This window comes from Scytonema sp. HK-05 (assembly GCF_963872035.1).
Classification (GTDB): domain Bacteria; phylum Cyanobacteriota; class Cyanobacteriia; order Cyanobacteriales; family Nostocaceae; genus Kalymmatonema.
This window is the reverse complement of record NZ_CAWMYC010000098.1, coordinates 13,023-31,601: the sequence shown is the minus strand read 5'-3', so window position 1 is coordinate 31,601 and position 18,579 is coordinate 13,023. Positions and strand designations below refer to the sequence as shown.

At 43.2% G+C, this 18,579-nt stretch carries 15 protein-coding genes; 10 read left to right on the top strand and 5 right to left on the bottom strand.

What is annotated here, in order from left to right; all coding sequences use genetic code 11:
- Positions 1-485: 485 nt before the first annotated feature.
- Positions 486-1,106 carry a PEP-CTERM sorting domain-containing protein gene (locus tag AACT52_RS16020; RefSeq protein ID WP_073632159.1) on the bottom strand — a complete coding sequence of 207 codons (621 nt, stop codon included), beginning with the start codon at positions 1,104-1,106 and terminating at the stop codon, positions 486-488.
- A gap of 446 nt (positions 1,107-1,552) precedes the next feature.
- Between AACT52_RS16020 and AACT52_RS16015 the strand changes: the two genes are divergently transcribed.
- From AACT52_RS16015 to AACT52_RS15985, 7 genes are all read left to right on the top strand, one after another.
- Entirely contained in the window at positions 1,553-2,518 is a 966-nt protein-coding gene (locus AACT52_RS16015) for an acetamidase/formamidase family protein (protein WP_073632273.1), read from the top strand.
- A 32-nt stretch (positions 2,519-2,550) separates the two neighbouring features.
- Positions 2,551-2,922 carry a TSUP family transporter gene (locus AACT52_RS16010; RefSeq protein ID WP_073632157.1) on the top strand — a complete coding sequence of 124 codons (372 nt, stop codon included), beginning with the start codon at positions 2,551-2,553 and terminating at the stop codon, positions 2,920-2,922.
- Positions 2,923-3,163: 241 nt separating this feature from the next.
- Positions 3,164-4,303: a BMP family ABC transporter substrate-binding protein gene (locus tag AACT52_RS16005; protein ID WP_073632155.1), complete on the top strand. Its 1,140-nt coding sequence runs from the start codon at positions 3,164-3,166 to the stop codon at positions 4,301-4,303.
- Positions 4,304-5,077: 774 nt separating this feature from the next.
- Positions 5,078-5,968, top strand: a complete 891-nt coding sequence (locus AACT52_RS16000) for a polysaccharide deacetylase family protein (protein WP_073632153.1) — start codon at positions 5,078-5,080, stop codon at positions 5,966-5,968.
- 348 nt (positions 5,969-6,316) lie between these two features.
- Entirely contained in the window at positions 6,317-6,910 is a 594-nt protein-coding gene (locus AACT52_RS15995) for a sporulation/spore germination protein (protein ID WP_073632151.1), read from the top strand.
- 175 nt (positions 6,911-7,085) lie between these two features.
- Positions 7,086-8,726 carry a DICT sensory domain-containing protein gene (locus AACT52_RS15990; protein ID WP_073632149.1) on the top strand — a complete coding sequence of 547 codons (1,641 nt, stop codon included), beginning with the start codon at positions 7,086-7,088 and terminating at the stop codon, positions 8,724-8,726.
- Between the two features lie 34 nt (positions 8,727-8,760).
- Positions 8,761-9,552 carry an SAM hydrolase/SAM-dependent halogenase family protein gene (locus AACT52_RS15985; RefSeq protein ID WP_073632147.1) on the top strand — a complete coding sequence of 264 codons (792 nt, stop codon included), beginning with the start codon at positions 8,761-8,763 and terminating at the stop codon, positions 9,550-9,552.
- Between the two features lie 51 nt (positions 9,553-9,603).
- Here the strand turns inward: AACT52_RS15985 and AACT52_RS15980 are convergent, their stop codons facing one another.
- The gene (locus AACT52_RS15980; RefSeq protein WP_073632145.1) at positions 9,604-11,202 is read right to left on the bottom strand and encodes a sensor histidine kinase; all 1,599 of its coding nucleotides are present in this window, start codon (positions 11,200-11,202) and stop codon (positions 9,604-9,606) included.
- 513 nt (positions 11,203-11,715) lie between these two features.
- Here AACT52_RS15980 and AACT52_RS15975 point away from each other — a divergent pair.
- The gene (locus AACT52_RS15975) at positions 11,716-12,372 is read left to right on the top strand and encodes a general stress protein (RefSeq protein WP_073632143.1); all 657 of its coding nucleotides are present in this window, start codon (positions 11,716-11,718) and stop codon (positions 12,370-12,372) included.
- 282 nt (positions 12,373-12,654) lie between these two features.
- Positions 12,655-13,146, top strand: a complete 492-nt coding sequence (locus AACT52_RS15970) for a BON domain-containing protein (RefSeq protein ID WP_073632141.1) — start codon at positions 12,655-12,657, stop codon at positions 13,144-13,146.
- A gap of 258 nt (positions 13,147-13,404) precedes the next feature.
- Here the strand turns inward: AACT52_RS15970 and AACT52_RS15965 are convergent, their stop codons facing one another.
- The 3 genes from AACT52_RS15965 to bioF all read right to left on the bottom strand — a co-directional run bounded on the left by AACT52_RS15965 (position 13,405) and on the right by bioF (position 17,557).
- Positions 13,405-14,712: a hypothetical protein gene (locus AACT52_RS15965; RefSeq protein ID WP_073632139.1), complete on the bottom strand. Its 1,308-nt coding sequence runs from the start codon at positions 14,710-14,712 to the stop codon at positions 13,405-13,407.
- Between the two features lie 35 nt (positions 14,713-14,747).
- Entirely contained in the window at positions 14,748-15,383 is a 636-nt protein-coding gene (locus AACT52_RS15960; RefSeq protein ID WP_073632137.1) for a hypothetical protein, read from the bottom strand.
- 1,004 nt (positions 15,384-16,387) lie between these two features.
- Positions 16,388-17,557 carry an 8-amino-7-oxononanoate synthase gene (gene bioF / locus AACT52_RS15955; RefSeq protein ID WP_073632134.1) on the bottom strand — a complete coding sequence of 390 codons (1,170 nt, stop codon included), beginning with the start codon at positions 17,555-17,557 and terminating at the stop codon, positions 16,388-16,390.
- Between the two features lie 151 nt (positions 17,558-17,708).
- On the opposite strand from bioF, the gene AACT52_RS15950 reads away from it, so the two are divergent.
- On the top strand, positions 17,709-18,572 hold the full coding sequence (locus tag AACT52_RS15950) for a class I SAM-dependent methyltransferase (RefSeq protein WP_073632133.1): 864 nt from the start codon (positions 17,709-17,711) through the stop codon (positions 18,570-18,572).
- Positions 18,573-18,579 lie beyond the last annotated feature (7 nt).

Here is an 18,579-nt window from a genome sequence, read left to right as displayed (position 1 = left end):
ATTGTCTACCGTATAATTTCAAACTTTTAGAGAAAATGCAAGGACAGTTAAGACAGTTAAGACAGTTAAGCAAAGGTTTAAAGAAACTTAACACAATAGCTTAATAGCTTAATACTAACTTCAAAAAGTCAGCTGCACTCTTAGAACAATTGAACACACTAGCGCCACAGTGCCTGGAAATAAACCGATTACCATTAGACACTGGAGTTTAGACTAAAGCAGGCGATTGCGCGCAGCGCAGTACCTAAAGGGCGATCGCTACGCGGTCGCAATGCAAAAAAATGAAGGGATGCTTGTAGTTAGAACAAGCACCCCTTAAGCGGAAGATGAGAGAAGCACAACCCTTCGGGTTCGCCAGTCGCTACAACGGGGGGAACCCCCGCAACGCGCTGGCTCACCAACTCTCAACAAGCGCTATCGATTCTTTTGCCAGATTAAAAGCATTTCGTCAAACCGTAATACTAGTTGAACGACTTAAATGTTGCTTAGTCTAAACTCCAGTTTTTACGCTTCAGCAGTGAAGCGATGCCCAAAGCAGACAACATTAATACCCCTAATGTAGAAGCAGGTTCAGGGACACGCGAAATCGAAGTAAAGGCATTTGTGGAAGATAGGGTAGCTCCTGTGGGAGTATTGATGAGCGCAAATCCGGAGGACGGGAGAGTCGTAACTAAATCGGATAAAGCATTGGAACCCAGGGAATTAGGTAGGTAAGCAAACGTAGCCAAAAATTTAGGATTGGTAGGATCAAAGTTTTTAAAATCATTAAACCCGATGACGTCTGCAGAAAGCCCACTATTATCTGGTCTCGCTAAATTACTTCCCACTACAATCGAATTGGAAGAACCTTTAAAGATATCTTTTCCGGCATTAATAATATACTCTGGACTCGCGTTTCCATACAAAGTGGCACCGTCAGGTGTCACGCCCGCTGGGATTGAGTCATCAAAGACAAAGTTACCGCTAACTGGCTCACCAGTTTCTTGAGCGTTGAACTGGAACTTGAAGTTAAAAAGGGAAGCTTGAGCGGGAGCGCTACTTACAGTTCCCAGCAACGTAAACACTGCTCCGACTATAGCCATTAATAACTTTTTTTTGGCTTTCATAACACATCTCCGAAAAGTGCCAATGCGTCTCTATAAGTGGCTGAAGTGCAAAGACGTAACGAGAAAATCAACCAGTTTCTACTTTAAGAATATACTTATGCCTAAAAATAAAAAATGAATTATCTTTAGGAAAATTTAGTATGTTTTTTATTATTTAAAAGACGACTAATAAGGTATTGCTGATTTTAAGTATGAAACGCGATTTTGTCATGCTGTTAGCGTAGCTCGTCGCTCTGATAAGCACGCAGAAAACCGAAGAATGACAGCATTCATTCGTCGCTTGGGCAAGCCCACTCATAATATCTCCTCAAATTCGGTAAATGTACCCCCCTAAGAGATATTCTGCGGCTGATACAAAACTGAATGCAACAATGCAACTTTGTGTAAGTTCGGGCATAAAACCCGCTATTCTAGGCAATAATTCTGACAAAGCACCTTCAGCCGCCATGACTCACCACATTCTCAAAGCCACCAGAGAAACCGTGCATCTGGGTGGGTTCTCTCATCTTTTAGAACCAGCACTCACTGTTGACTCTGGCGACACAGTTGATGTAGAAACATACACTGGCTACTACCTTTACGACAAAGCACCACCGGAGTTTCTCACACCTGCCTTCGTGGATATTTGTCAAAATCTTCCCCCAGAACGCAAAGTTGCAACAGGACCACATCTACTCACCGGACCAATTTACGTGCGGGGTGCGGAACCTGGAGATGTTTTGGAAGTAAAACTAGAAGCAATCTCACCCAGTTTAGCCGTTGGCTTCAATGCGATTCGTACAGGTTGGGGAGCGTTACCACATCAGTTTCATCAACCCGCCTTGAGATTTATTCCCCTCAATTTAGAGGATAACATCGCTGAATTTCCCAAAGGTAGTGGTATTAAAATTCCCCTCAAACCCTTTTTTGGTATCCTAGGTGTTGCGACTACGGAAGCATTGCGAAACTCAATCCCTCCTGGTCACTATGGTGGTAATATCGATAACCAGGAACTACAGGCTGGTTCTAGGATTTTTTTGCCGATTTTCGTTCCTGGTGCCCTATTTTCTATCGGTGATGGACATTCAGCACAGGGAGATGGTGAAGTCAATGTCACGGCAATTGAAACTTCTATGAACGGCAAGATTCATCTTAAACTTCGCAAGAATTTGCCATTGACAATGCCAATTGCTGAAACTCCCACAGATATCATCACAATGGGATTTGGTCAAACATTAGATGAAGCCTTAGAGTTAGCTTTAAAAAACATGATTGACTTTTTAGAGCGCTTCATCAATTTGTCGCCGGAAGATGCTTATGTCTTGTGTAGTTTAGCCGTAAACTTTCGCATTACTCAAGTTGTCAATAGTCCACAAAAAGGCGTTCACGGAATGCTACCAAAATCGATATTTTCCTCGAAAATCAATCTATAATTAGCCATAATTAGCCATCTACCCACATTTTTATGTCTAATATAGCCATCCAATTGTTGCTTATTGGTTTAGCTGCTGGGGTTGCAGGAGGTATGTTTGGCATCGGTGGCGGTGCAATTATGGTACCGGCAATGGTGCTTTTAATAGGTATGGATCAAAAGTTTGCCACTGGCACTTCTATTGCTGCTCAAATATTGCCGATCGGTATTTTGGCAGCAATAGTTTACTATCGAAACGGTAACGTCAATATCAAGTATGCTGTGTTTATTGCAATTGGCCTGATAGTTGGCAATTTGTTTGGGGCGCTATTTGCTAATCAACCCTTTATTAGCAGTGAAACAATGAAAAAGCTGTATGGGATCTTTTTGTTACTAATTGGTCTGCGGTATTTACTAGTACGCTAACGAGAATTAACAATTTCACTTGCTTTGAAGGGTGGTATTTACCACCCTTTTATCAATAGACTTCTTGCAAAAATTGATTTTTCGTGAGGGGAACTTATAAGTTAGTACGGAGAACACAGTATTTTTTCTGAGTTATGTGTTCTTCTTTATTCTGTCAAAGTTTATCTTTAGTTTGTATAATCGAAATCATTTATATCTCAATTATTTATAACAGTTTGACCTGGTAGACAAATCGATAAATATGCAGCGTCGAAAATTTCTAAAGTATGCCACTTTAGTAGGAACGGGCTTTACGTTTGCTGGCTGTAGTGGCGGTCAGTCTCAACCACAAGGTGAAGTCCCAGTTCTAGCTTCCCCTATGGCAGCGAATGAAGTTCTCAAGGTAGGATTTGTCTATGTTGGATCTGTGGGTGATTTTGGGTGGACTTATGCCCACGATTTAGGTCGCAGAGAAATGGAGGCAAATCTTCAGCAGAAAGTGAAAACGACTTTTGTGGAAAATGTCAGCGAAGGTGCGGACGCTGAGAGGGTGATTCGTCAATTGGCATTAGAAGGCAATAAGTTAATTTTTACGACTTCTTTTGGCTATATGAACCCCACAATTAAAGTAGCAAAAGACTTTCCCAATGTTGTTTTTGAAAATTGTACTGGATACAAACGCGTCAGGAATGTCGGTACCTATCTAGGACGCTTTGAAGAACCGCGATACCTCACTGGTATGATTGCTGGCAAGATGACAAAATCGAATATGATTGGTTTTATTGGTTCATACCCAATTCCTGAAGTCATTCGCGGAATAGGTGCGTTTAAGCAAGGACTGCAACAGACAAATCCCAAAGCAAAAGTGAAGGTGGTTTGGGTGCAAAGTTCGTATGATCCAGCTAAAGAAAGAGAAGCTGCCCAAGCTTTAGTTAATTTAGGTGCGGATGTCCTAACGCAGCATACCGACTCGATCGCTCCTATTCAACTAGCAGAGGAAAAGGGTATTTATGCTTTTGGCTACAACACTGATATGAGTAGGTTTGGTGCAAAAGCTCATCTAACATCAGCTATCAATAAATGGGGGAAATTTTATACAGATAAAGCCTTGGCTGTGATCAACGGGACTTGGAAGTCTGAGGAAGTTTGGTATGGAATTGCTCAAGAAATGGTGGATATTTCGCCCTTGAATCCTGTGATTCCTGAAGATGTTCAACAATTGGTCATAAGGAAACGAGAGGAATTTATCAGCGGTGCTGCACATCCTTTTGATGGTCCGGTGAAAGACCAAAATGGTGTGGTGCGAGTCCCCAAGGGTCACGTGTTGGGCGATAAGGAACAACTGGCGATGGATTGGTATGTTGAGGGAATTGAGGGAGGAATTCCCAAGGCAAAGTCTTGAAAAATGGACAGCCCTAAGCGATCGCGATTCGGGGCACGCAAGAGAGCGCGATCGCATTGCTGCAATCTACAAAGGGCTACTTTCTCCCCTCAAGTCAATGCAAGATACCAAACGTGTTAACAATTCACTAAGAACGCTCATTCATAAGCTACAGCATTGAAGATAGTTTCACTCCTTGGATTTCAACCCCGACTGAAACTGAGGAGCCAGTGTCGTGGGCGGGTTTCCCGACTTGAGACATCTGGCGTACTACGTATAGACACTCGTGGTCTTAAACCCTTTAATTTGGGCTGGTCCAGACTTACGTGGGTATGAATAACCAGAACTATCAGTAACATCAACAAGGCTAATTCCATATAAAATACCCTGTAGAAACACTGAGCAAATCAAAAATGTGGATTTTGTATTAAAAACAAAACCAAGGCAAAACTTTCCGGATTCCTTTGCCAGATATATTGGCAATCTTGAAAGGCTGCTTGAACAATTTGTTGGGGTATATTTATTCAACTAGATAAAAAATTTCACATAGAGACTTATTAGCTTGAAGCTCAATATTTTGAGTTGCTACAGCATACTGTTGAACAAGTATCAGAATATACTAAATTATATTATGTTGTGTATTATACATAAAAATACTTAATATATCTAAACTTACTCTTTTTTTGTGCAATCAGCTAAAAATCATAGTTAATATAGACTATTGAGTTTTGACCATTGCTGAAATAATCAACATAAGTTATAGACTTTGAATTTTGCCTGCGTGAATTTTTAATTATGCAACCTCCATTTTTTCAATCAATGACACAACGTTCGGTTCTCAAATTACCGAATAATGCCAGAGTTGCTGTTTGGGTGGTGATGAATATCGAACACTTCACTTTTGGGAAACAGGGGACAGCCATTCAACCTGATTTAAATAGTTATCCAGAAATTGCCAATTATGGCTGGCGCGACTATGGCAATCGAGTAGGGATTTGGCGCTTATTTGACTTATTCGCTGAATTAGAAATTCCCGTGACGGCAGCAGTGAACGGCGAAATAGGCACACTTTCTCCGGAAATTATCGCAGCCATGCAGCAACATCATTGGGAAGTGATGGCACATGGTCTTAACAATTCCAAAGGTCATAGTGGCATGGATAGGGAAGCAGAAATAGAAATAATTGATAAAACGCTGAGTTTACTAGAAGAAGCCACTGGAAAAACTCCAAAAGGTTGGTTAACTCCGGGATTGTCGGTAACAGAATCAACATTTGAATTGTTGTATTCTGCGGGAATTGTTTATACTGCTGACTGGGTAAACGATGACCAACCCTATTGGTATGATTTACCCAACGGACGCTTGCTGGCAATTCCCTATAGTCTCGAGACAAATGATATTACCTTATGCTTGAATAACCGATTTTCGGGTGCAGAATTTGCCCAAGCGATCGAAGACCAATTTGACCAACTTTGGTTAGATGGAGAATCTCAAGGGCGGGTTATGACTATTAGCTTGCATCCGTTTATTGTAGGTCAGCCACTGCGGTTTAAGTATTTAAAACAATGTTTGTTACATATTAAAAATCAACCTAATACATGGTTGACAACAGGTGAGGGCATTTATGAATGGATGACTGAAACCACAGGAGTCAAGACAACACAATATGAAGAAGACAATGAATAAAAAGATTAAGTAGATCGGCACAAATAAAGTTAACTCGTTCAGTCATTAGTAAGAGTGCGGTGGACGGGTTCCCCGGCATAAAGCACCTGCCGTTCATTAGTCATTAGTAAGAGTGCGCGAGTTTCAGGCGTTATTACCTTCGCTCTTCTTCGAGCTGTGTATTCCTACTTATTTCACAAATTGAGCAAAAAACTAAAAATGGGAAAAATGGCAATATTTCAGTAATATTACTGATTGACGAAGGAAACGCTATTTGAAAATATTACGAATGTTCATAAGTCCAGAGTTTATGCGGATTTGATGGCAGCAAAAGTGTAGTCAATAGCAAAACTCAGGGACAATAGAATTATGAACAAAGTTATGAAGTCCAGCAAAAAATATGTTGTTCCGTTTATGGTTGTGGGTATAGTTGCCAGCCTCAGCAGCTGTAGTTTTCATCCAATTTCTCATCATCTTGAAAGCACAATGCCAACAGCTAATACAACAACTAACAGCCAACCTGCTGCACAAGCAGCAACTGATAGCAAATTATTTTCAACAGAAGAAACCCCAATCCAAAATAAGGCTTCCTTGAGTTCTGCCGCTGTTACTAAAACAACTGTCAACGTCAGCCTATTTACAAGTGATACTCAATGTCAAGAATTGATTCCACAACAAGTCTTAGTACCAAAGCAAGAACCTGTGATAAGTGCGGTGAGTAACATCATAAAGCAATTTGACAGTGCTGATTTTAGCTTGTCTGGGTATAGTGTCACTGTCAAAAATCAAGTCGCAACAATTGATTTAGGAATATCCCCTGATTCCGAGCGTCAATTCACTTCTCTTTCCAGTTGTGAGCAGTTTGCTCTATTTGGCAGCCTTCGCAAAACTTTATTAAGTCATGTTGAATGGAATATTAAAAAAGTTCGCTTCACCCACCAAGGGCAGGAAATAGTTGTTTGAAAGAAAGAAAATAAAAGATAAAAATATTTTTTTTATTCATTCTTCTGTCTTTATAGATAGACTATATCCGCTGCTCAACTATCTTCATAAGCTAGGATTTTTTGTGGCTTTCTTATAAGATGAAGAGCGAAGGCAGTATCGTTTGGTTTGTCCTTTTCCTTGTTGTGGTTTGCCCATGAATTTTTCTTTTGCTCAGGATGTGTCCGTTTATCAGCTGGCTTTGGGAATGCAACCGACTCCCCAACCATTGCCCCATACTCCTGCTAGTCTACTGTCACTTGTCAGATCACAAATTGATTTACTTATTGAGCAACAGATTGCAGCCACTTTGTGGGTAAAGCTACCACCAGGAAAAATTTGGCACTCAGAAATTGAACGCTATCACCAACAACTAAGAATATCTGACGTCATTCGTACTTTGCATATTGAGGAAAGCAGCAGAGGAATAGAGGGAGTAGAAGAGAACACCTGCGTGGGTGGGTTCCCTGATTTGAGCGGGCTGTCGAAGAGCGAAAATGCGCACAGTAGGAGTGAAAAACTCTCCGCGTCACTGCGTCTGCCAACGGCAGTCCCACGCCAGTCGCACGACATACACACTCCGGCGAACAGAGGCAACGCGCTGCCTCCTCAATCGGAACCACAGGCGAACACCTCCTCAATGCTAACTTCCCCACGGGGCAGTCTCCTGTGTGCGTCTTCTGATATACGAATACAGAGCTTACCAAATAGCCTGTTGCGTAGGGAATACTTTCTAATGGTGTTGTCGCCGCAGTTTTGCTTTCTCATTCTGGCTCATAGACCATTTAGAAGACGCAGAAATAATTCGGCAACGAACAGAAAAAAAAACCCGCCGTTACTTGCTATAAGTACCTTTGATGGAAAAGTCATTCAGCGAGTGTTAGATGTTATCAAACAGGCGATAACACCAGAATCATCCGTGTTTATACCGAACGATTTTATTTGTCCCGCCGCAAGCGAGCCAGCACTCATAAGTCAACTGTTGGCAAAACAACTCCAGCAACAGGATGAAATTCATCGTCAAAGAACGACAAAGCGTCTTGCGCAGATGCAGCAGCAAAATCAAAAATTGCAGGAAACTCTGCAACTTCAAGATGAATACTTGAGCAATGTGTGTCAGGAACTGCGCGCGCCTTTAACACATATGAAGACAGCCCTGAGCCTTTTAAATTCCCCGAATCTCAAATCCCCTCAGCGACAACGTTATTTCCAGATGCTCAAACAAGAGTGCGATCGCCAAAATGCCCTGATTACTGGTGTGTTAGATCTGGTGCAGTTAGAGCGCAATTTGGAGCGGATGCCTTTAGAGGCTGTGCGTCTGTCGGACATTGTGCCTGGAGTTGTTAGTATCTACCAGCCCTTAACCCGAGAAAAAGGTCTGATGTTAGCCTACACTGTACCTACTGACCTTCCACCTGTTTGGTGTGTGAGCGGTGGGCTGAGGCAGATTGTGATTAATCTGCTTTCCAACAGCATTAAGTTCACCCCCAAAGGTGGACAGGTTTGGGTACGAGCACGTGTTCAGGGTGATTATGTCCAATTGGAATTTAGCGATACTGGTATTGGTATTGCCGATACCGAGATTCCCAAAATCCTTGAGCGCTTTTACCGGGTACGTCCAGTCGCAACTGAAGATCCTGGTGGTGTTGGTTTGGGCTTATCAATTGTGCAATTATTGCTATGGCGCTGCGGTGGCTCTCTGTCTGTAAAAAGTAAACTCTATGAAGGTTCTACTTTGACTGCGCAGCTAGCGATCGCCATGCGCGGGCGCTGCGCTACAACCAGCGATCGCCCCTGAAAATCCACGACAATCAACCATTTGAGATAAGTTTATGTTCATCACCTTGATTGCAGATTATGGTAATGGTGACCCAGCTTTTGCTGAAGTGACGCAACGTTTACTGATAGGACTACCGGAAGCACAGATTCATACTCTCTCAGTTCCTGCTTTCAGTACTCTGGCGACAGGCTTTTGGATTGCCCAACTTGGTCTTAACCCTGGTCCCCCAGACCGTTTAATTTATCACAACTGCGCCCCTCGTCAAGATGATAAACAACCTAGACAGGATAATGAAGGCGAAGGGCTCACTTATGCCTTGCTACCCAATGGTGTCACAGTCGTAGGCGTCAATGCTGGTTACAGTCTCTCTTTTATCAAAGAATCAGCACAAAAACTGCAAATAGTCAAGGTTTCTAGAGGTGGGTCGCAGTTCCGTTCTCGTGATGTGTTTCCGAATGCGGCAGCGGCGATCGCCCAAGGCGACTTTAGCCTTTTAGGAGAAGTCTTGAACCCAAGCAATATACCCGATCCCCCGAGCGATCGCGTTGCTTGGATTGATGGCTACGGTAACATCAAAACCACGATCCCAGCAGATTCTGTCAACCTCAAACCTGAAGAGAAGGTGGTCATCCGCGTAGGTGATGTGGTCAGTGATGCAGTGTATTCTGATGGTAGTTTTAAAGTGCCAGAAGGAACTTTAGCTTTTTCTCCAGGGAGTTCTGGTTGGTCAATGGCTGATGGGTCGAAATCAGTTCGTTGGATGGAACTATTTCTACGTGGTGGGAACGCCTGGGAACGCTTTGGTAAACCGCGTGTTAATCAGTTAATTACTCGCATCGGCTAGGAACACGAAAAGAGCTTGACTTTGCATAAATCAGATGCGGGTGATCAACGATTAATTCTTCACTTCCCACTTTTGCTGACTGCTGACTTCCAAGGGAAGGAAAATCGTTAGTACTTCTCCATAACGCGGACGTTCGCGCACAATCAGTTTACCGCCGATCGCCTGAAACAAATGCTTCGTTGCAGCGAGATTCAAACTGATCGTACCTGTTTCTGGTTGGAACATCAGCAATTGACCAAGAGCCTTGCGAATTGGCGGTGTGCAAGTTGATGCTGAAGTTCTGCCATTATCTCCCACTTCAGGTAAGGGCAATAACTGTAATTTCAGTTGATCCCCAGCAGGTATAACTTGTACTTGAATACGACTACCACCGGGTAAGCTGCGGGTGAAATTCTCCATCAAACCAGTGAGAACTCGATCCAACATGGTAGGATTACTGATGACAGTGGGTAACTGCTGAGGTAAAACCACATCCAAAGTCAAGTTCCGCCGATTTGCTGCTTCTTGCCAGCGAGGGATGCTTTGCTGCAACACTTGCTCGAGAGACATTGCTGTGAGTTGAGCGTGTGTGCATTTTACGGTGGGAGATGTTTCCAGTTCTGCTGCTCTAAAGAGCAACTCCATCCGGTCAATTTGCTCAGTGCATTCACGGTCGATCATTTCCAAACGCTTGATAACGTTGGCAGGCAAATCACGCTGTTTGAGCAGTAGACGAGTGATGGTGCGGATTGTAGTCAGAGGAGTGCGAACTTCGTGAGCAAAAGCTTGCAGCAGTTCTACATCAGGACGAGGTGAGGAGAGATGCGGCGATGGAGAGCTAGGGGTTCCCAAAAAGTGGGGTTGACGAGAACCGTCTGGTGCGGGAGTTCCGATTGAGCGAACTCCTCGTTGAGGAATCAGGGGCTTTGGGGTTCCTTCTGGGGTTGGGGAATAAGAAGCTTTGGGTTCGGACAAAGTAGAGTTGGGGGGCAATGAAGAGATTTCCTCGTGTACCCGTGTCCCTGTGTCTTCTTGTGGTTGTGGAAATTGGGTTAGCAACAACCGACTGAACTCCATAACTATACGATAATCTGGAGTTCCTGGAGAATACTGATGTACTAATTCCTCTAAATCGGCAAACAACTGGGGATGACTTAATCTGACTCTTGCTCCGAGCGATCGCCATGCTAACTCAACGATTTCTGAGTCAAAAGAAAATGAAAAAGTTTTATCACCATTGCTGTCTTCTGATAAAACCAGCACTAATCTAAATTGCTTGGTGAAAACCAAACAAAACTGCTCCTTAGCCAATGGATCTGTTGTTAGCAGAGGTAAAACCGACTCATCAGGAGCAAATGCATCTGCCACAGCCACACCAGGAGGCATTTGAAATGGCATGAGTGCCAAGGGGTTAAATGGCTTTGCCGTAAAAGTGACTGTCTGCAGGCTTTGAGCTAGTCTTGGTTCGCTGAAGACAGGTGCTGGCGCAGCTAAAACTAATCCTTGGGTCGCCTCAGGTGAAGCCGTTGCTAGAATATTTAATAACAACTGTTCTGTTGCTGCTACGCTGACGCGCCATTGCTGCTCTGCTTTAGCAGATGAGCATTCAGCCACTGTTGATTGACTATTTGCTAAAACTTCGCTCAGGCTTGGCAAGATCCATTTATACACAACTTTTCACCCCTTCAATAAAGAGCGACTGACAGCATTTTGGGCAGACATTCACTACTTATTTACGAGGTTATAAGCATTTGTTTATTAGTGAAAGTCGTATAACCGAACAATTGAAGCGCAATTTCCCCTGTAATCTCTCATAAAGCTTATGCTTTGTAGATATTGCACTGTCTTGAAAAATAGCTTGCGAATCGAAACCTCGCAACGCTTTTTTCGCTTTTTTTTGTTAAAAAGCCAGCGTGTGAGGTCTCCTTCATTGTAGCGACTAGCGTCAACTGCTGAGTTCCAAATCACGCAGAATTCTTCTGTCGCCGCGTCTTTGCGCCCTCGTGTCCCCGTGTCTTTTTCAAGACTCTAGCAAATAACCAATCTGTTGATAGATACCTAGCTTACACTTATGGACGATGAAAGTTAGAGCAAAACAAGGCAAAACAGTAATGTGAGCGCAAAACAAATGTAGAAACTACATAATGCATGTGCTTACTTTTCGCTATGAAATGGAGGAGTAAAATGGCTTTGGGCGAACACAAGCGTGCGGTTGGCGTATTTTCTAGCCGTCGTGAAGCTGAGTATGCACTCACCGAACTCAGAGATGCTGGCTTCCCGATGAATAAGATTTCTATCATTGCTAGAGATGCGGATCGTGAAGGTGATATTGCTGGTGTCGAAACGCAAAAGCGTGTTGGCAACAAAGCTGATGAAGGAGCCGCAACCGGAGCAGTGACCGGTGCAACATTAGGGGGCATTACTGGCTTGCTGGTAGGCTTAGGTACCTTGGCAATTCCTGGTGTGGGTCCTATATTACTTGCAGGCGAAGTAGCTACAACTCTGGCGACAACTGCTCTTGGTGCTGGTATTGGTGCAGCAACTGGCGGATTATTGGGTGCGCTAATTGGTTTGGGAATTCCTGAAGAACGAGCCAGAGTATACAATGATCGGGTCTCTCGTGGTGATTATTTGGTGATAGTAGACGGTACAGATGATGAAATTCGTCGTGCTGAAACTGTTCTGACAAACCAGGGTATTCAGGAGTTTGGCATTTACAATGCACCTGGTGTTGCAGACACTCGTACAGATTACACTGATCGCGTTGTCAACAATCAACCTTCGGTAACTAACAATCAACCTCCGGTAACTATAGTTGACCGTCGGGATGCAAGTATTTAGTAAGTCATCAGTCATGAGTCGCTCATTAAAAAACCGCTTTTTCTAGACTATTGACTCTTGAGTTTGGACTTTGAAAGATTCGCTCCTCAACCTCACACACAATTAACAGTGTTCAGTTATCAGTCAGTTATCAGTCAGTTCTCGTAACAGAATGAAGTTAGGCAATTTCAACAAGGATTTGCGTGTTCTTGTATCCATTTTGTAAATGAAAAGATAACTGTCTACTGTTAATAACTGCTTCTGTCAATGAATCTTTTAAAACATTCAAGTGGAAGAGAGAAGATGAACAAGTTTATTCCATTGATCATTAGTGGCGTTATAGCTGTTGCTGCGGTTGGTTGCGAAGCACCCCCTTCTAAAACGAGTGCAGATGCTCCTTCACAAACAAGCGAAAGCCCCAACGCTCCAACAACAGAAACAGCTCAGAAGACCCAAGAAGACGCTACTGGTCAAGTTCGTAAAGACCAAATAGAGTCTGACATTAGAGCACGCGAACAACGTAACAATACCACTGGCGGTGATGCACAAAGAGCTGATGCCGATCTAAAAAGCGAAGTTCGCGGCAAGTTAGAGGCAAATTTGCCAGCCAGTCAGTTAACAGTTGACGCTAAAGAAGGTGCTGTCACTGTAGCGGGAACAGTTCCTACTCAGGAGCAACTGAATAAAATTCCTACTTTGGCAAAAGAGATTAAAGGTGTCAAAAGTGTGAAAGTTGAGGCAAAAGTCGCTCCAGCAGAATCTGGATCAAACACGAACAATAAATCAGGTCAGTAGCAAGTTTTGTAGCTCATAAGGCTACCATAGGCATCTACCATACTAGATTCGAAAACTAACGCTCGCATTCTTCAAGGAAACAGAAGAATGCGAGTACTTCTATATTTGAGCTAATACCGCTTTGAAAAAAGAATGCGACACATCGACAAGACCCCTCCTCAACCCTCCCCAAGGCATCGGGGAGGGTGCGGTCAGGCGGGTGGCGTATCTGTCGCGTTTTTAATTGGTATAAGCCACCAAATTGCAGAAGGGAAAAACTTAGCCTTTTGTTTGTGTACGCCAGTGCTTGAGAGTGACCATGTAAATGAAAATTATCATTAATACAAGGGGCGTTATTGTTGTTGGCTCCGGTACCTTCTTCACTTCCTGTCCAGGCACAATCACGGGGTGATGAGATGGCACTTCAATGATTTGGTTTTCACCGGGAGGACCACCATTGCCGATAGGAGGAACAGACCCACCGCCACCAGAGGAAGACGAACCCCCAACAGGCGGTGTAGCTGCGATGCTTCTACCACCGTGACCGGAGGAATCACCGCCACCAAACGAGAGAAGAAGTAGGAGTAAAGGAAGAACGCCAGCGCCAATTAGCCAGCTTGGAAAAGAACTGCCTGAGCCTTGTTGCAACGCCACATCTTCTGCTATGTTCCCAGGAAAATCAACTTCTGCAAGGCTGGAAGGAAGGTCAACGTTCATCTCTTCCGGCGCTAACGATACTAGAGGTTCCCATGAAAAGAGTTCTCCAGCGAGAGTTTCAGGTTGATCAGTGAACCCATCACTGAGGGGGGGAACGCCAAGATTTGGACGGTTGAAATCACCACCATCTGGTGAATATGGCACGGAGAGTTCTTTGAGAATGGTCTCTTTGAGAGACTGTTCATTCCCATTCAACGCAAGCTTGGCTGCTGAAAGTTTCTCTAAGAAAAACTTGGCTTCCTCCGGCTTTAGACCCATAGCTTGAATCTGCTGCTGAGCATCGGGAATTTTTGCAATCTCCCGAAGCAACAGACGCCCATAAGAGTATTTCAAATCCAGCAAGGCATTGCGAGGATCAAGCGAGTTTCCACCTGCTTCAGGTGCCCAGTCAAAGTTTTTGGTAACTTGTCCCAAACCTTCTTGAGGAGTCTGACTTACCGTCTGCCCAAGAAGATATCGGTACCCGTCCACGATATCAGGGTTGTTGTTCTCCCAGAATGAGGCGTACGGTATCTGAGCAAGATTGGGATTGTTTCCATAAAAGGAAGCGAAATTGCGGAAGTTTTCTTCCCCACCAGCGGCTTTCATCAGCAACTGCTCGTAGGTTGGTCCACCATTCGACTCAAGTATTTTCTGGAAGACTGCTCCAGCCTTGTTACAAGAAGCACCAAATCCTACACTACATGCAGGAATGCCTCGCATTTGGCTTAAATCTCGCCCTGATACCTGGTACTGGAGATAGTTTTGCTCCAGTCCTTGTTGGATACCATAATGTCCAACGTTGAGTTGAGCAGAAGCAGGTTGAGATGCATTGACTACTGTTGCAAAGGATGATACGGTGACTACAATTTTTTGAACTTTTGACTTCAAGGGATTTACCTCCAACAAGTAATTTTCGATGCACCTTATGAGACTGGAGAGGAAGCTAAATTCTGAGGCGAGTTGATGTTAATTGTGATTGCTGTCCCCTTAAGTTTCTCGCCTGTAACAGAGTGGTAGATGACAACAGCGCTGTTTGGTTGGTCGAAGAGGTAACCACGACTAGAAGGTTGTACCTTTGCTTCCTTCACTAAGGAAAAGAAGGATTCCAGATATCTGCGTATACTTTCACGGTTCCCTTGATTTGTCTTTGTATGCTTCTCTATGAGTGTCATGAATAAGTCCAGGCTGCGGTTGTCCTGCCCTTCAACCAGCATGCCGCCCTCGAGGAAAGAACTGGCTATAAGCTTTCCTTTGATTTGTTGAACTTTCAATAGGGTGTAATAACGTCCCTGCTTCCTAGAATCACTTGCATAACAAACCCAGGCACCATCTGGATTCTGTGTAAAACCTTGCTGCCCTAAGTAGGAAAGCGGTTCTCCACTTTTCTCGCTCACGAAAGGAGGCAACAAATCTTCCACAACATCGGCAGAGCAAAGTTTCTGCGTGCTTTTTTGTTGGGGAGCAGTTGGAGTCTCTTGCGCTATTACAAAGTAAGGCATAACAGCAACAGCAGATAGAGAGATAGCAAATGTACTTAGTAAACGAGTAAATATATTCATGTTTTTCTTTATAAGTTATTAAGGAATTCCTTCAGTCGATGGATGTCCTCTTTATTTCTTTGTTCTAAATACAATTATCTAGATATTGTTTCCTGATTTAGTTAAAATTCCCTATAATTCTTTAAAAAGAATGTATGAATCATCAGTATCTGAGCTACGTAGAAATAACGAATTACCATCCTGCTGAAATTTTACCTTTCCTGTCTTGTTTAGCTTCAAGCTATTAACAACAAGGCTTTCAGATTTTATCTTTGTAAATAAATTTATGAAAATCCCTGATAATTATAAGCATTTTTACTTATACACGTTCCGTTAACTTCCTGTCACCTAAAATCTGATTTATGAAGTCAACTTGAAATTCTCGTAAATTGCCATTATGAAGCCAACTTTCAATTCTCGGAAAGTGTCATAGCGCTTGTTGTTGGTGATATTCCACTGTGTACACAACTCATTTGTTGCTATAACGTCGCGTACAATCTCCGTATATGAAACACTGTAGAAAAATTGTACGGTTTTAAGATTTAGTTTATGTACCAGCCCTGACTTCTAAAATCTAAAAAATCTCCAGTTGATTCATGACAGTTTTGGGTGCAATCATCATTATTTTGCTTTTCTGACTAACTTTTTGGACAGTATACTACTAGCTTTGTTGCTGTTTTAGCACCCAGATAAAAACATACCAAGCAGTGACCTGAGTCACAACATGAATCTAAAGCTCTACATTATAGTTATGAGCAGGATTATATATATCAACAATCAGGTTCACAGAGCAGTGATCTGAGTCACAACATGAATGTCAAGAGCTACATTGTTAGAGGATGATTACCATAAATCAAATTTACTCAGCAGTGATTTTAATCACAATGTTCATGTGAATCTCTGCATGATCAGGATATTTTTAGCAAAATAATAGGGTGGGGATTGCGATATTTTTGAACGCAACTGTGTATATGCCGTCAGAGCGAGCCTCCCCGGTTCTACAACTTCGGTGGGAACACAAGCAATTACGGGAAAACTTGCGCAAGTATCTCTACTAGTTTCTCAATATGCGCTGGTTCATGAGTTGCCATCACAGAAATTCGTATCCGACTGGTAGGAACGGTTGGCGGACGAATAGCCGGGGCAAAAATGCCAGCAGCTTTCAGTTGCTTTCCAACTTTGAGCGCATCTGCTGCACTTGGCAGTTGAAAGCAGAGGATGGGTGACTCAGAGGGTAGTAATATCAGCGATACTGGCTGCTGTTGCGTGTTCTGTTTGAGTTGGGCTACATTCTGCCATAATTGGGCGCGGCGTTGCGGTTCTTGCTGTACTATTTTTATTGCTGTTAGCGCCGCTGCTGTATCCGCAGGAGAAAGCGCCGTAGTGTAAATCCAGCTAGGTGCGCGATTCCGCAAAAAGTCTATTAAGGTTGCACTTCCCGCCACATATCCGCCTAGACTACTCAAAGCTTTACTCAAAGTGCCAATTTGAATTAATTGCCTTCCCGTACATCCGAAATGTTCTACACATCCAGCGCCAGTTTCTCCCAGTACCCCTGTGGCATGAGCTTCATCAACGAGCAGCATACAGCTAAATTCTTCAGCTATATCCAACAGTGCAGGTAAAGGACACAAATCACCATCCATGCTGAAGACGCTATCAGTGATGATCAGGCAACGTCGGTAGTTTTGCCTTTGTTGACTCAGTTGCGTTCTTAATGCTTCAACATCACAGTGAGGATATTCAATAATCGTTGCTCCACTGAGGATTGCCCCGTTTTTGAGACTAGAGTGATTGTACTGGTCAGATAAAATGAAATCACGTTTGCCTACAAGGGCAGTTATTGTACCCAGGTTTGCTAGATAGCCGGAACTGAAGACTAGAACATCTTCTGTTTGTTTGAGGGATGCGATCGCTCTTTCTAAATCCCTATGTAATTCTCTATGTCCGCTGAGTAATCTAGAACCTGTTGCACCCGTACCAAATTCTTGGACAGCAACAGTAGCCGCCTTAATCAGCCGCTGATCCCCAGCCAATCCCAGATAATCATTACTGGCAAAATTAATCACCTCTCGTCCTTCCAAAAGTACCGTTGCACCTGGAAGACCGTGGATTGTTTGTACTGAGCGATACCAATCAGCACGGTGAATTGTAGCCAAAGATTCTTCTATCCAAGCGTAAGGGTCTGTAAGCACGGTAGAGAAGTGAGCGAAGTTGTTTTTTCCTACTTAATACAATTAAGTTCTAGTTATTAACTATAAAACAAATTTATAAGTAAAACTCGTACTCTGCTTGTAAGTTTATCTTTAAACTACTTGATAGTAGTTCAAACAAACTTATACACAAATGCAAGCTAGTGACTATGACAAAATCATCCACACTGCTTTCATGGTTAGCAAAGCCCGACAGTTCACAGATATTCCTTATGCCAAGGAATTGGCAGAATTGGTAGAAGCGCAAGGATTGGTAGAGCTATCTGAATCACAAAACCAAGACAAAAGTGCTTTGCTTACTGCACGTGTGGAAGCTCGCTATAAAGCCGTCAACCAAGTCATGGCTCAATATCAAATAGGGCAAGTTCTAGAACTAGCATCCGGTTTGCTACCGCGTGGTCTTTTCATGTCTTGTCATCCGAACATCACATTTATTGAAAGTGATTTGCCCAGAATGATTCGTTGCAAACAGCAACTGGTTAAACAACTCGTTGGCGAACGTCCCAATCTGCACTTTCTCTCAATTGATGCTACTAGCCGTCCAAGTCAGTTTTTGAAAAGTGTTGAGCTACTAAAAGTCGGACAGCCAATCATAATTTTGTGTGAAGGGTTGCTGACACATCTGAATATGGCAGAAAAACAACTTGTGTGTGCCAATATTCGCGAGATGCTTCAACAGTACGGTGGCGTCTGGATTACCCCTGACTTTATTGACACAGCTAGTTTAAGGCAGTCACAAGAATTTGACCCTTCTTTACAGAAGCTATTACAAACAGGTACTAACCTTACAGGCAGATCTTTGGTGAATAATAATTTTACAACACTTGAGCAGGCACGGCAATTTGCTTATGAGCAAGGTTTCTGTGTGGCAGAGCACAGTATGTTGAACGTGATGGATCAGTTAAGCTGCTTGAAAATCTTGGGCATTGACACACAAGTCGTAAGGAAAATGCTTGGGCTTTGGTCTATCTTTGCGCTAACTCTGGATGTCTCTTGATTTTCAA

Excerpts from the sequence above, each read along its gene's own strand:
- AACT52_RS16020 (WP_073632159.1), bottom strand. The coding sequence starts at position 1,106 with ATGAAAGCCAAAAAAAAGTTATTAATGGCTATAGTCGGAGCAGTGTTT.
- AACT52_RS16015 (WP_073632273.1), top strand. The coding sequence starts at position 1,553 with ATGACTCACCACATTCTCAAAGCCACCAGAGAAACCGTGCATCTGGGT.
- AACT52_RS16010 (WP_073632157.1), top strand. The coding sequence starts at position 2,551 with ATGTCTAATATAGCCATCCAATTGTTGCTTATTGGTTTAGCTGCTGGG.
- AACT52_RS16005 (WP_073632155.1), top strand. The coding sequence starts at position 3,164 with ATGCAGCGTCGAAAATTTCTAAAGTATGCCACTTTAGTAGGAACGGGC.
- AACT52_RS16000 (WP_073632153.1), top strand. The coding sequence starts at position 5,078 with ATGCAACCTCCATTTTTTCAATCAATGACACAACGTTCGGTTCTCAAA.
- AACT52_RS15995 (WP_073632151.1), top strand. The coding sequence starts at position 6,317 with ATGAACAAAGTTATGAAGTCCAGCAAAAAATATGTTGTTCCGTTTATG.
- AACT52_RS15990 (WP_073632149.1), top strand. The coding sequence starts at position 7,086 with ATGAATTTTTCTTTTGCTCAGGATGTGTCCGTTTATCAGCTGGCTTTG.
- AACT52_RS15985 (WP_073632147.1), top strand. The coding sequence starts at position 8,761 with ATGTTCATCACCTTGATTGCAGATTATGGTAATGGTGACCCAGCTTTT.
- AACT52_RS15975 (WP_073632143.1), top strand. The coding sequence starts at position 11,716 with ATGGCTTTGGGCGAACACAAGCGTGCGGTTGGCGTATTTTCTAGCCGT.
- AACT52_RS15970 (WP_073632141.1), top strand. The coding sequence starts at position 12,655 with ATGAACAAGTTTATTCCATTGATCATTAGTGGCGTTATAGCTGTTGCT.
- AACT52_RS15960 (WP_073632137.1), bottom strand. The coding sequence starts at position 15,383 with ATGAATATATTTACTCGTTTACTAAGTACATTTGCTATCTCTCTATCT.
- AACT52_RS15950 (WP_073632133.1), top strand. The coding sequence starts at position 17,709 with ATGCAAGCTAGTGACTATGACAAAATCATCCACACTGCTTTCATGGTT.